This window comes from Micromonospora sp. NPDC005237 (assembly GCF_040607775.1).
Classification (GTDB): Bacteria; Actinomycetota; Actinomycetes; order Mycobacteriales; family Micromonosporaceae; genus Micromonospora.
In genome coordinates this window covers 264,682-277,272 of the sequence record NZ_JBEXHJ010000009.1, presented here as the reverse complement: position 1 = coordinate 277,272, position 12,591 = coordinate 264,682, and the positions used below count along the sequence as shown (strand labels likewise).

At 69.3% G+C, this 12,591-nt stretch carries 10 protein-coding genes; 4 read left to right on the top strand and 6 right to left on the bottom strand.

The window, feature by feature from the left end; translation table 11 throughout:
* Positions 1 to 39: 39 nt before the first annotated feature.
* Together ABZT87_RS25260 and ABZT87_RS25255 are read left to right on the top strand one after the other, a co-directional pair.
* The gene (locus tag ABZT87_RS25260) at positions 40 to 498 is read left to right on the top strand and encodes a septum formation initiator (RefSeq protein WP_355138570.1); all 459 of its coding nucleotides are present in this window, start codon (positions 40 to 42) and stop codon (positions 496 to 498) included.
* A gap of 42 nt (positions 499 to 540) precedes the next feature.
* The gene (locus tag ABZT87_RS25255) at positions 541 to 948 is read left to right on the top strand and encodes a hypothetical protein (protein ID WP_355138568.1); all 408 of its coding nucleotides are present in this window, start codon (positions 541 to 543) and stop codon (positions 946 to 948) included.
* A gap of 57 nt (positions 949 to 1,005) precedes the next feature.
* Here ABZT87_RS25255 and ABZT87_RS25250 read toward each other — a convergent pair whose 3' ends face one another.
* The 4 genes from ABZT87_RS25250 to ABZT87_RS25235 form a co-directional block, all read right to left on the bottom strand.
* Positions 1,006 to 4,935, bottom strand: a complete 3,930-nt coding sequence (locus ABZT87_RS25250; protein WP_355138566.1) for a ThuA domain-containing protein — start codon at positions 4,933 to 4,935, stop codon at positions 1,006 to 1,008.
* A 181-nt stretch (positions 4,936 to 5,116) separates the two neighbouring features.
* Positions 5,117 to 6,181 (bottom strand): hypothetical protein, encoded by a 1,065-nt coding sequence (locus ABZT87_RS25245; protein ID WP_355138564.1) that lies wholly within the window; start codon positions 6,179 to 6,181, stop codon positions 5,117 to 5,119.
* Positions 6,178 to 7,938 (bottom strand): phosphoribosyltransferase, encoded by a 1,761-nt coding sequence (locus ABZT87_RS25240; RefSeq protein ID WP_354855720.1) that lies wholly within the window; start codon positions 7,936 to 7,938, stop codon positions 6,178 to 6,180. Before ABZT87_RS25240 ends, ABZT87_RS25245 begins: the two co-directional genes overlap by 4 nt.
* Before the next feature lie 16 nt (positions 7,939 to 7,954).
* Entirely contained in the window at positions 7,955 to 9,118 is a 1,164-nt protein-coding gene (locus ABZT87_RS25235; protein ID WP_355138562.1) for a hypothetical protein, read from the bottom strand.
* 372 nt (positions 9,119 to 9,490) lie between these two features.
* Between ABZT87_RS25235 and ABZT87_RS25230 the strand changes: the two genes are divergently transcribed.
* Positions 9,491 to 10,027, top strand: a complete 537-nt coding sequence (locus ABZT87_RS25230) for a hypothetical protein (RefSeq protein ID WP_355138560.1) — start codon at positions 9,491 to 9,493, stop codon at positions 10,025 to 10,027.
* A 125-nt stretch (positions 10,028 to 10,152) separates the two neighbouring features.
* On the opposite strand, the gene ABZT87_RS25225 is transcribed toward ABZT87_RS25230, so the two are convergent.
* Positions 10,153 to 11,070: a low temperature requirement protein A gene (locus tag ABZT87_RS25225; RefSeq protein WP_355138558.1), complete on the bottom strand. Its 918-nt coding sequence runs from the start codon at positions 11,068 to 11,070 to the stop codon at positions 10,153 to 10,155.
* Positions 11,071 to 11,325: 255 nt separating this feature from the next.
* Between ABZT87_RS25225 and ABZT87_RS25220 the strand changes: the two genes are divergently transcribed.
* Positions 11,326 to 11,934 carry a class I SAM-dependent methyltransferase gene (locus ABZT87_RS25220; RefSeq protein ID WP_355138556.1) on the top strand — a complete coding sequence of 203 codons (609 nt, stop codon included), beginning with the start codon at positions 11,326 to 11,328 and terminating at the stop codon, positions 11,932 to 11,934.
* On the opposite strand, the gene ABZT87_RS25215 is transcribed toward ABZT87_RS25220, so the two are convergent.
* Complete coding sequence (locus ABZT87_RS25215; RefSeq protein ID WP_355138554.1) at positions 11,849 to 12,520, bottom strand: hypothetical protein; 672 nt, start codon at positions 12,518 to 12,520, stop codon at positions 11,849 to 11,851. The two genes, ABZT87_RS25220 and ABZT87_RS25215, sit on opposite strands and share 86 nt — an antisense overlap.
* Between the last annotated feature and the right edge of the window lie 71 nt (positions 12,521 to 12,591).

Genomic DNA, 12,591 nt, shown 5'->3' with positions numbered 1-12,591 from the left:
TGTGCCGACGACAACCTCCGATCGGGGATAGTCGGTGGCATGAGCCGTCGTTCCGTCCTCGTCGCCGCCGGATGGGTGGCCACGGTCGCCGTGGCGACCCTGATCGGGTTGGGCGCGATCCGGCTGGTGGGTGAGAGCCTGACCGGTACGCCGGGCGGGGTGCGCAGCGAGGCGGAGATCGAGCGGGCGCTCGCCTCGCCCGAGCCCGCGCCGGGTGGCACCGTCGGCGCGACAGCGGGCGGGCCGACGACGCCCGCGCCGTCCGCCAGCGCCGGGGTCCGCCGCAGCTTCGCCACCGACGGTGGCACGGCCGTGGCCGAGTGCGGCCCCGATGGGGTACGCCTCGTGTCGTGGGCGCCGGCGCAGGGCTACCGGGTGCACGAGGTGGACCGGGGTCCGGACGACGACGTCGAGGTCACCTTCGAGGGCTCGGCCGGTCGGCACGAGCTAAAGGTCCGCTGCATCGGCACCGAGCCGGTGGCCGTCGCCGACGACTGAATCCACTCGTGGCAGCTGCCGCAAGATCGCTAAGATCCCGCGGTGATCCGTACCCTCGTCGTCGCCTCCCTCCTGCTGGCGGGCTGCTCGCCCGCCGATACGCCCGACCCCGCTCCCCGCTCCACCGCGCCCTCGGACAAGTCCGCGGCCTCCGCGTGCAGTCGCGTGGCCTTCAGCATCGAGAAGAACAACCCACCCGTCGAGGACATGAGCACCGCGATGCTCGCCATCGGGTCGACCGACCCCGGTGTCCGCGAGGCCGGGAAGAAGCTGGGACCAGCCGCCAAGGAAGCCGGCGACCTGTGGGTGGCGGACGACCCTGCCGTCGACAAGGGGCCGGCCAACCAGCGCGTGGCCGACGCCCGGCAGGGTCTGCTCAACGCGTGCACCGACCTGTTCGGGGCGTACCCGTGGCCCTTCGTCAGGGGCGTGTCACCGACGCCCCGGTAGCTGAACGACGGGGCGTGACCGGCACGGACGCCGTGCCGGTCACGCCGTCGTGGTGGTTCAGCTCGTGTACGCCTCCACCTCCCAGAGCGAGTGGCCGTACCCGGTCCCCCGGGCGGTGCCGTAGATGCGCAGGTAGCGGCCGTTGGCGCCGAGGCCGCTGTGCTCGTCCACGCCGCCGTCGGCGCCGGTCACCGTCTTCACGGTGGTCCAGGTGGTGCCGTCGTTCGAGGTCTGGATCTGGTACGCGCTGCTGTACGCCGCCTCCCAGCTCAGCTTGACCCGCCCGATGGCGGTCGGGGCGCCGAGGTCGACGCGGATCCACTGCGGGTCCGAGAACGCGCTCGACCAGCGGGTGGTGAGGCTGCCGTCGACCGCCTGGGCGCCGGTCACGTCGGCCCCCTCGGTGCTGGACGTCGACGTCGGCTTGTTCAACAACAGGTTGCCGCCGGTCGGGCCGCCGGTGGCGCCGTACACCTCGAACTCGTAGAGCGAGTAGCCCCAGGCCGTGCCGCGGGCGGTGCCGAGGAGCCGGACGTACCTGCCGGAGCCGGTGAGCCCGGTCAGGTCGTCCACGCCGCCGTCGCCGCCGGTCACCGTCCGGACCGTGGTGAAGGTGACCCCGTCCGGCGAGGTCTGGATCTGGTACCCGCTGCCGTACGCCGCCTCCCAGGTCAGCTTGACCCGGCTGAGGGCGTACGTGGCGCCCAGGTCCACGTCGATCCACTGTGGGTCGCCGAAGGCGCTGCCCCAGCGGGTGCCGGCCACGCCGTCGAACGCGTTGGCCGCGACGTACGCGCCCTCGACGCTGGACGCCCGCGCCGGCTTGCCCCGGGCCAGGTTACCGGTCGGCTCCGGATCCGGGTCCGGCCCGGGACCGCCGGGGCTGGTGGAGAGGGTGAACTCGTCGATGTCGAACCACGGGCCGGTGCCCTTGAAGACCAGGAACAGGGTGCGGGTGCCGGTCGGGGCGGTGACCCCACCGGTGACCGTGGCGAAATTGGCGTACCCGCCGGTGGGCGTGACGGTGGCCGAGCCGACCAGCGGTCCGGTGGGCGAGTCGACGCGCAGTTCCAGCGTCCCGCCGCCGCCGGCCGGGGCGCCGACCCGTGCGCTGAACGACTGGATGCCGGTCAGGTTGTAGGGGCGGAACGAGATCCAGTCGTTGTTGTCGATGTAGCCGACCGCGGCGCCGCCGTGCCCGGCCGCCCCGGCGACGATCTGGACACCCGAGGAGTCGCCGAAGTGCTCGGCCTGGCGCACGCGCGGTTGCAGCACGGCCTGGGTGTGCGTGGTCAGCGCCGGTTGGCCGCCCCCGCCCAGATCGGTGTACTCGGCGTCGATGATGCCGAAGATGTTCGCCGCCGTGTCGTGCTCGCCGTCGGCCGAGGTCTGGATGACCCCGGTGCAGCCCTGCACGCTGCCGAGCTGGTGGCCGTGCGAGTCGTGGCCGAGGACGTAGTTCACCTTGACCCGGGCGCAGTTGATCGCGCCGTCCTGGGCGTCGGTGACGGTGACGCTGAACGGCACCGCGTCCCCGAAGGCGAAGGTCTGCCCGTTCAACGGGGTGTTCACGGTGACGACCGGGGCGCTGTTGCCGACGGTGACGACCACGCTCGCGGTGGCGGTCTTGCCGGTGGTGTCCCGGACCGTCAGGGTCGGACTGCGGGTCCCGTTGGTCGTGTACGTGAAGCTCGGGTTCGGCGCGGTCGAGTCGGTGGTGCCGTTGTTGTCGAAGTCCCAGGCGTAGGTGAACGGGTCGCCGTCCGGGTCGAGGGTGCCGGCCGAGGAGAAGGCCACGGTCAGCGGCGCGGTGCCGCTGGTCGGGGTGGCGGTGACCTTCGCGACGGGCGCTCTGCCCTCGCGGGCGTACTCGATGCGGTAGAGCGCCGAGTTGGCGTCGCCGTTGAACCAACCGGTGCCGTAGTCGAGGACGTAGAGCGCGCCGTCCGGGCCGAACTCCATGTCCATGACCTGCGTCCCGGTCCACGGGAACGGGTTGATCTTCAAGGGCTGGCCGGCCGCGTCGAGCTTGACGTTCTTGATCCAGCGGCGGCCGAACTCACCGGCGAAGAAGGTGCCGTCGTAGTACTGCGGGAACGCCACGGCGGAGGTGTTGTTCGGGTCGTACCGGTAGACCGGGCCGGCCATCGGCGACAGCCCACCGCCGGTGAACTCCGGCGGGGAGCCGGAACCGCCGTACGGCAGCCAGGCCGGGACGGCCGGCGGCAGCTGGGTGATGCCGGTGTTGTTGGGCGAGTTGTTGACCGGCCCGCCCGCGCAGTCGAACTTCGGCCCGGACGGCCCGGACGGGAACGTGTAGTCGTTGTAGGCGTCGTTGCGGGCGGTGCAGTACGGCCAGCCGTAGAAGCCGGGCCGGTCGATCCGGGCGAACTCCACATTGCCCGCCGGCCCCCGGTTCGGGTCTGCGGTGCCCGCGTCGGGGCCGTAGTCGCCGAGGTAGACGATGCCGGTGGCCTTGTCCACGCTCATCCGGAACGGGTTGCGGAACCCCATCGCATAGATCTCCGGGCGCGTCCGCGCGGTGCCGGGCGCGAACATGTTGCCGGCCGGGATGGTGTAACCGCCCGCCGCGCCCGGCTTGATGCGCAGCACCTTGCCGCGCAGGTCGTTGCTGTTCGCCGCGGTGCGCTGGGCGTCGAAGGCCGGGTTACGGCCGGCCCGCTCGTCGATCGGGGTGAACCCGGCCGAGTCGAACGGGTTCGTGTCGTCGCCGGTGGACAGGTACAGGTTGCCGGCCGCGTCGAAGTCCATGTCGCCGCCGACGTGGCAGCACATGCCCCGGCTGGTGGGCACGTTCAGGATCAGCGTCTCGCTGGCCAGGTTGATGGTGTTGTCCGCGTTCACGGTGAAGCGGGACAACCGGTTGACGCCGTCCCAGACGGCGAAGTCGGCAGGCGTGCCGGTGGCCGGGGCGCCACCGCCGGGTGTGCTCAACGGGGGCGCGTAGTAGGCGTACACCCAGCGGTTGGTGGCGAAGTTGGGGTCGGCCTTGATGCCCTGCAGGCCCTCCTCGTCGCCGCTGTAGACGGCCAGGGTGCCCGCGATCTTGGTGTTGCCGGCGGCGTCGGTGTGCCGGATCACGCCGTCGCGGGAGGTGTGCAGCACCCCCCGGTCGGGCAGAACGGTGAGACTCATCGGCTCGCCGGTCTCGGCCGCGCCCTTGGCCAGCTCCACCTGCTGGAAGTTGGTGGTCACGGTCGGGCCGCAGTCGGCGGTGACCGCCCCGGCCGCGGTCTGGATGCCGCCGAGCAGGTGCTGGCGGAAGGCCGTGTCGGTGTACGAGGCGTCGGTGTGGCCGAGGCCCGTGTACCAGGCCCGCCCTCCGGAGTAGTTCTGGCACCAGGAGATCGGGTGGTCGTACCCCATGCTGCCGCCGGTGTAGGTGCTCTCGTCCAGGGTGGCCAGCACGTGCACGTTGCCCCGGGGGTTGGCGCGGTAGTTGTAGAGCTCGTCGAACCGGCTCCACCGCTGCGGCAGCGCCCTGGTCGACGGGTGCACCTGGTCGGCGACCTTCACGGTGGCGGTCTGCTCGGCCGGGTGCGAGGCGAAGTACGCGCCGACGAGCCCGCCGTACCAGGGCCAGTCGTATTCGGTGTCGGAGGCGGAGTGCACGCCCACGTACCCGCCGCCGCCGGTGATGTAGCGCTCGAACGCCGCCTGCTGTGCGGCGTTGAGCACGTCGCCGGTGGTGGACAGCCAGATCACCGCCGCGAACCGGTCCAGGTTGGCGTCGGTGAACTGGGCCGCGTCCTCGGTGGCCTCGACGGTGAACCCGTTGGCGGCGCCGAGCTGCTGGATCGCGGTGATGCCGGGGGTGATGGATCCGTGTCGGAATCCGGCGGTCTTGCTGAAGACCAGCACGGTGAACGGCGCGGCGCTGGCCGCGGGCGGCGTGGCGACGACGCCGCCCAGGACGAGGATCGCGCTCAGCGCAGCGCCGAACCACGCTCTCAGGGATCTGCGCACGGGTAGGTCCTTTCGCGGGTGCGGGACGACGTGCGCCGATCACGCCGGGTGGTGGTGTGCATGCATCGTTGCCGCTCGATACCCGGTCCGTCAAGGGTTCTCGCATCATCCGTGAGAGCGTTATCTCCGCAGCTCAAGGCGACTCTCGGGGGCAAGATCAGATTACGGTTTTCCCGCCGTACTAGGCCCGGTCCTGCATGAACCGGCAGGACTTCAACCAGAGCCGCACCGCGGTGGCCGCCGCGACGGTGCTGACGAACTGCCAATCCTTCACGCGATCGGGCTCACCCAGGTCGGCGATCCCGCGCATCACCATCCAGGGCACACCTTCCTCGACGCAGGCCACCGCGAATCCGGCGCCCTCCATCTCCAAGGCGCCGGTGCGGCGCTCCGGGCCGAACCGCCGTGCCCGCCGCCCTACCTTCCCGTCCTCTATCAACTCGTCCTTCGCGAGGATCGTCTTCGGGATGAGCCGTGGACGGTAGGTCGCCGGGTCGAAGAGTTCGGGGACCTGCAGATCGTCCAGGTCGGCGGTCGCGGCGGCGATCTGCTTGGCAATCAGTTCGTGCCAATCCAGCCGCTCCGGCCGAAACGAGGTCATCTCCCGCGCGATCCGGAGATCCGGATTCAGTGGGGTCGGGTCGGGCACGTAGCCACGGGCCGTCGAGATCCCACCACCGGTATCGATCACCTTGTCACCGAACACGACGTCGCCCACCTGGACCTGCTTCTTGTGACCGGCCGCCATGCCGACCAGGCAGCACAGCCGGACGTCGTACGCGGAGAACACGGTGTGCAGGAAGGCCGCCATCCGACTGTTGCCGGCGGTCCCGCACTTGGTGATGATCCCCTTCAACGGCGGCTGGCCGTCGCGCGCCACTTCGACGTCGAAGAAGTATGCGCCGCGGACCGAGTAGTCGGGCTCACGTCGAAGGTCGACGCCCAGCGCGGCCTTCGCGGCGTCGAACTCGCGCTCCTTCACCGTCACGAGCGCAAAATCGACGCTGCGCGCAACCTGCCACCTGTCAAGCTGTTCGTAAATGTCCCGCATGCGGTCCGCCTCGAGCCAGCGGGAGCCCATGATTGCCGCGGCGTGGACGAGAACTTTCGACCGGAATCTCTCGTCGAGGCGACTGACAGACCAGACAAGGTCGTCGAACATGATCGACGCAACGTCGTCCGAGGTTGCCGCCCGTAGCAGGGCGAGCAGGGTGAGGACATCGTTCTCGGTCGGCTGTCGGGTCATGGCCGGCGCACCGCTGCCCCGTCCGCATCCGGGCGCTGCGCGGGGAGGTCCGTCTGGGAGGCGGGTGGCTTCCAGCCGTAGAGCGAGTGCCGTTGCCCGGCCGCGTCGGGCGAGAAGTCGAGCAGTGTGCAAACGGCCTTCACGTTCAGGCCCTTCGCCCGGGCGATGCGCTCCATCGCTCTGATCGTGTCGCCGCTACCGACGAACTCGTCGATGAGGACCACCTCCTTCGTCGCGACGGAATCCAGTTCCTGGCACCAAGGGGCCCTGGCATCGAAGACCTGTTCCGGTGCGGTGCCCTTGACCACCCTTTCGATATCCTCGCGCGGGATTCGTACCACCTGAGCGCCGGAACGCAGGGACAGGCTGTTGGACAATTTTCGGGAACCCTGTTCGCGTTCGGGGCAGACCAACAGGATGTCCTGTCCCACGGTGCTGGTTGACCGACGCACGAACATCCACAGCTTGTCGGCCAGCCAGTTTCCGTACTGCTCGAGGATCTGTGGGACGTCAGGGACCACGGCGTAGCCGCGACGGCGGGGAGCCGGGACGTCATCTTCAGGCTTGACGCCGCATGTTCGTACCAGATCCCAGAACTCGGCGGTGGTCAGCGTGTTGGTCCGCTCCTCGTACCGCCTGGTCTCTCCCACCACAGCCAGGCGGCACTCGGCTTCCGACTCGGTGCGCTGTTCAACCGACAGGAAGTATGCAACCTCGTGCTCCGTGCCGTCATTTCCCTCGATCCGGCGGCGACCGAACCGTGGCTGTGGGCCTCCGACGCAGAGGACGGACAGGACCCGCAGTCGTTCGGGACGCAACCGGGCATGGAGGGTGGTGACCCGCTCGGTCAGCGAGACGCCGGTGTTGACGACGGGCACGACCAGCAGCACCGACCGGGGTTGAGGGCCCTCCGTCGGCGTCGTGTCCATCGCTTCGGAGAAGGATCGGATCGGCAGCGAGCCGGCGGAGATGCAGGAACCCTTCAGGGGATTGGCGAGCCAGTCCGAGACGGACTCGTGGTAGACGATCAGGTCCGGGCGGTCCGCGCCGATCGCCTCGTCCAGCAGGTGGCCGAGTTCGTCCTGTGCCCGGCTGGCGTCGAAGTAGTGGCGTAGCACCTTCCGCTCGCCCTGCCGGCCGTGCGGACGAAACCAGCCGAGCCGGGTGATGAGTTTGCGTTCGAACAGGTCGATCGACGCGGTCTGTAGACGGGCCAGGGCACTGCGGTAGTCGTCCTCGTCGGTGCCCGGCCAGGAGGCGGTGCCACCGTCGGAGAGAAGGTGAATCTGACCAGAGGCCAGGCGCGCGTCCAGTTGTTCACGGAGCCTGATGTCCTCTGCCTGCTCGGTCGGGAGCAGGATGACCAGGGTGCGGGCGGCCCATTGCTCGCTGCCGCAGGCGGCGCTGACCGCCGAGGCGAGATGCAGCAGAGCCTCCGGGCGGAGGAACAGCTCGGTGTTGACCGTTCGGGTGCTTACCGAGAGGTCGAGAATCCCGATATCCGCCCGGTCAGGAAGCTCCATCAACGCCCGGTAGAGCGGCTCGTAGATGGACTCGGTTTCGACGAGCGCCGTCGCCGTGTCGATGGTGTGAAAGGCAGCGGCGGATCCTACGTAGCGCATCGTGTGGCCGGCGACGATCCGGGCCACGTAGGCGTAGAAGGCTCGCTGCTGCTCGTTCGGTTCCTCGCCCGGACCCAGCCCGAAGCGAACGAGGTCGAACGTGGTCGGTGGTGTCTGTTGTTCACGTTCCAGCATCGGGCCAGACGCCGAACTAGTCGCTGAGCGGAAGGGTCACGACTACGAGGTCGCCACGCACTGTCCCACCGTGCGACTGATCGCAGGTGATCGTCGGTGGCAGAGCTGAGACGTCGCTGCCGTCACTGCTGTCGCGGGCCACGGCGAGGTGCACGTCGGCACCGTAGGCGTCGAGCTGGCCGCCGAAAATGTCGATCACCGCGCTGGCGAGCACGGTGGGATTGTTCGGCGGCTGCCAGGCGTCTCGGAGCGCGGTGGACGTGGGCGCCGCAGTGGCGAGCGTTTCCTGCGCCTCCTCGAAGACCAGGTCAAGCAGATCGGCCGTTGCCACCTGGGTCGATCGATCGTCGGCGCCGTCCCACCAGAAGGCGATCTGCAGGTGGGCGCGACCGGAACGTCGCATCCCGTAGTGCGCGGCGACAACCGCGGTCCGCTTCTCGTGGCCGATCGACGCGCGGATCAGGGTCTCCAGGATGACCCTGCGGGCCACCTGCGCGCCATGGCCGTCCAGATCCCGATCGAGCGCCGCGACCACATGCTTCGACAGCCAGTCCGCCGCGTACCGCACTGCCGGTGCGTGCCGAGTGCTCGACCCGAGTGGCAGGACCTTGAAGGGAAAGATGTTGAAGGGCAGGGTCGGGCGTCTGGCCGCCGCCCGGCGGTGAGGATAGGAGTCGACCCGGGTCAATCGGTACACGCTCTGCGTGGTCAGCAATTGAGGCAGCGGAGTCTCGGTGGCGACGGTCATCGCCTCCAGGAAGTTGATTTCCCGGAGGAAATTGATCATCTCTGGCTGCTCGGGAAGTCGGACTCTGGTAACCAGCCCGAGGCGGTGCCGCTCGACCATTTTCGAGATGAGAAAGGCAGGACCTGCCACATCGGAGAATGCGCAGTTGGTGAGGTCGAGGCAGGCTCTCTGCTCACTCCGCCAGCCGGTGGCGACCTCGCCCCACCGGTGCCACAGGCGGTCGATCGTGGCGTCACCCGGGACGGAGACCCGGTAGCCGACTTCGGCGGCCGACCTCTTCGCCGCCAACCAGCGATCAAGTCCATCCTGGACAGTACGGCTCAGCGGGTTGGTCGCCAAACCCACGACCAGCTTGGACACGTGCAACGCCAGGTGCTCGTTCCACGTCGGCTGGTACACCGTCGCCGATATCGACGCCTGCCGACCAGTCATCGATGCCCCGAGTCATGTTGCGGACGGCGTGAGGCACAGCCGCCCTTGTCCGATTGGGTGTAACCCCCGGCTCCCCCACACGCGCCGGGGGCGGATCCTGGGCAAACCTAGCAGCGCCAACACGGCCTGTGAAGATGCGAAAGTGCCGTCCATCGGTGTCGAAACCCGACAATGGACAGACGACTGACGGGAAGACCTACGCTCGGCCAAGGAGCACGACCGACAGGGCGACAACAATGCCGGGTAATCGCTGGATACCTGCTCGTCTGCGCCGCCCGACGGGCCAAGGTTGTCGACTTATTCACCGATCGCCCGTCCTTGGTGGCCTCGGGCATCATGGGGCGCATCACCTGTCGATCCGGGAGGACGTGCATGGTCGGCGAGATCACTACCGGCGGTTTGCTGCTCACCGAGTATGAGCAGCTGAAACAGGAGCAGCGCACCCGGATCGGGTTCCGCGACAATCTGATCTATGCCACCCTCGGCTCGATGGCGGCGGTTGTCGCGGCCGCTCTCTCCGTGAAGGGCCACGCCAACCTGTTGCTCCTGCTGCCCGTGGCAAGCGTCGTTCTCGGATGGACTTATTTGATCAACGACGAAAAGATTTCCGCGATCGGTCGCTACGTCCGCACCGACCTTGGCCCCCGCCTGGTCGCGCTGACCGCTGGAGGTGAGGCCGCCTTCGGCTGGGAGACGGCTCACCGCTCGGACGCCCGCCGCGTCTCCAGGAAGTATCTGCAACTCGCCGTCGACCTTGGCACCTTCGTCGTCCCGCCGCTCGCCGCTCTGATCGTCTTCTGGGCGAACGGGCCCCTGAGCGTCGCCTTCGTCGCCGTATCTGTCATTGAGGTCGCCGCCACGGCCGTGCTCGCCTGGCAGATCGCGGTCTATGCCGACCTGACCCGCTGATGGCCGACGTCGACGGCCGGCAGGACGATGCCGACGAGCAGCACGGCGACGCTCCACCACGGCAGCCGCCGGGGGTGCGGCCCCGGTTTCCCCTCAGGTCTTTTACCGAGCGACCCTGATTCCCGTCACGCGGGTGAGGGCAGATCATCGGCATCTTTCAGGTGGCTGACCAGCGTGTCGGCCCCGCCGACGAGGACGAGCACCACGGCGGCCATGACCAGGACCGCCAAACCCGGCAGCAGGGCGCCGACCGGGACTGCCGCGGCCAGCACCAGCGCCCCGGCCAGCCGGTGGACGGGGCGCCGCCTGAAGACCTCGTACTCCGCCCAGGCCTGCGCGAGGAGGAACAGCGCCGGACCACCGAGCATGATGACCGCCGGCGGCAACGCGCCCTCGTCGGCGGGGTGGGCGATGACCAGCTCGAATCCGACTGCGGTGATCAGCACGCTGGCCACCGTCACCAGGTGGATGTAGGTCGCCCTCTCACCGAGTCGCGCCGGGGACCGGGAGTCGCGGATCGCCGGGGGGAGCAGGTGTCCGGCACGGTGGAAGTAGATCCGCCAGAACAGCACGGTGACGGCGAACGCGATGACGAAGGCGGCGACCGCCGCGGGGGTCAACGGGTCCGCGCTGGAGGCCAGGCCGATCACCAGGATCGCCTCGCCGAGTGCGATCAGGAACACCTGCTGGTAGCGCTCCACCAGGTGGACCCCGTTGATCACCCACTGGTTCACCCGGGAGGCGCCGAGCCGGGGTATCGGCCAGCCGGTGGCGAACCCCACGTACTCGATGGCCAGGGCGCCGGCCCAGACCGCGGGCCGGGCGTGCTCGCTCACGGCGGCGCCGACGAGCCAGGGCACTGCGGCGACGGCCGTCCAGATCGTGATGCGGGTGGTCACCAACCGTCGTGGTTGGCGGCGCAACGCCAGGGTGAGCGCGAGCGGCCGGCCGAGCTGGTTGGTGACGTAGGTGCCCGCGAACACCACGGCTCGGCCGCCGAACACGTGGGGCATCCCGATGGCCAGCACCAGCGCGCCGAACATGACCCACGATGACCAGCGCCTGGACGAACGGCAGCGCCGGATCGTAGAGGCTGGTGACCCAGGCCGCCAACATCCAGATCAACCAGAGCAGCAGGAAGAAGAACAGCGCCTCGGCGGCGCCCGCCACCGGATCCCGCAGCAGCCGTCCCGTCCACGCGTGCGACATCCCGGACACACCCCCGGGCATTAACGATCTTTTGGACGGGGGGTTGCGTGCGGTGGGCCGACCCGGTCCGGCGCTCCTATAGTCGGGCGGTGGGCACGGAACAGGTACGGCAGGCGTACGCCGCAGTCGCGGATCTCTACATCGAACTGTTCGGCACGCGTGAGCAGGTGGACCCCGACGACCTCGCCCTCATCGGCCGGCACCTGGGGGGCCGACCCGGTCCGGTGCTCGACCTGGGCTGCGGCCCGGGTCACCTCACCGACCACCTTCGTTCGCTGGGCGTCGACGCCACGGGCGTGGACGTGGTGCCCGAGTTCATCGCCCACGCGCGGGCGACTCATCCCGGCGGCAGCTACCGCCTCGGGTCGCTGGACGACCTCGACGTCGCCGACCACTCCGTCGCCGGCATCCTGGCCTGGTACTCGCTGATCCACCTGCCGCCGCAGCGCCTCGACGGCGTGCTCGCCACGTTCCGGCGTGCCCTGGCCCCGTCCGGGAGGTTGGTGCTGGGCCTCTTCGCGGGCGACGAGGTGGACGCCTTCGACCACAAGGTCATGACCGCCTACCGGTGGCCCGTCGACGAGATCTCCGAGCGACTGGCGCGCGCCGGCTTCACCGAGGTCGAGCGCCTGGAGCGGCCCGACGGTGGCGTCCATCGGCCGCACTACGCCATCGCGGCGGTCGCCACCGAGCAGTAGGGCGACGAGCCACCGCGGCAGCCACTGCCGAGCGGCCGGTCGGACGATGAAGCCGCTCGGCGCAGGGGGTGAAGCGGCTCGACCATCCCTCGTCCGGCATCCCATCGAGGGCCAACAGCTCGAACCCCTTGCCGTCATGGCTGACCAGCAGCCCGTCGCCGAATGTGTAGCGCTCCGGGGATTGCTGGTCACGCGTGGGCGCGGCCTTGCGTTCCCCGAGGTCAAGTCGCACCCACTGGTCGCCGTCGTCGTGGTCCTCGTCGTATTCGTCCTCGTATTCGCTGAAGGTCCACGTGCCCTGAGCCGAAGCAGGCCGGCGGCCGTCGAAGTAGGTGCGCCAGATGTACTCGTCGCTCCACGTGACCCGGAGATCCCTGACGACGTGAAAGAGGTAGGCGTCCGAGATCGCGTCCAGCCGCGCCGACCCGTCCTCGCGCAGATCAATCCGGTCGCCCGAGGAGCCGCACCACATTCCCGTCAGATCAGCGCTCGTGGGCTGCGGCGAAGGGGCTGAGGGCGCACAGGCGACCGCAGCGACGAAGAGAAACGTCAGCGTCGTCGTCAGGGCAGCGGTTTTCATCGGCACGCCGGCCACTCTAGGATCCCCACCGCTCGTCGCCTCGGCGGGCTCGAGCTGGATGAGGCCGTCCTCGCCGA

What these genes read in the sequence shown, in the direction of transcription:
- ABZT87_RS25260 (WP_355138570.1), top strand. Translation starts at nt 40, where the DNA reads ATGAGCCGTCGTTCCGTCCTCGTCGCCGCCGGATGGGTGGCCACGGTC.
- ABZT87_RS25245 (WP_355138564.1), bottom strand. Translation starts at nt 6,181, where the DNA reads ATGACCCGACAGCCGACCGAGAACGATGTCCTCACCCTGCTCGCCCTG.
- ABZT87_RS25240 (WP_354855720.1), bottom strand. Translation starts at nt 7,938, where the DNA reads ATGCTGGAACGTGAACAACAGACACCACCGACCACGTTCGACCTCGTT.
- ABZT87_RS25235 (WP_355138562.1), bottom strand. Translation starts at nt 9,118, where the DNA reads ATGACTGGTCGGCAGGCGTCGATATCGGCGACGGTGTACCAGCCGACG.
- ABZT87_RS25230 (WP_355138560.1), top strand. Translation starts at nt 9,491, where the DNA reads ATGGTCGGCGAGATCACTACCGGCGGTTTGCTGCTCACCGAGTATGAG.
- ABZT87_RS25225 (WP_355138558.1), bottom strand. Translation starts at nt 11,070, where the DNA reads ATGTTCGGCGCGCTGGTGCTGGCCATCGGGATGCCCCACGTGTTCGGC.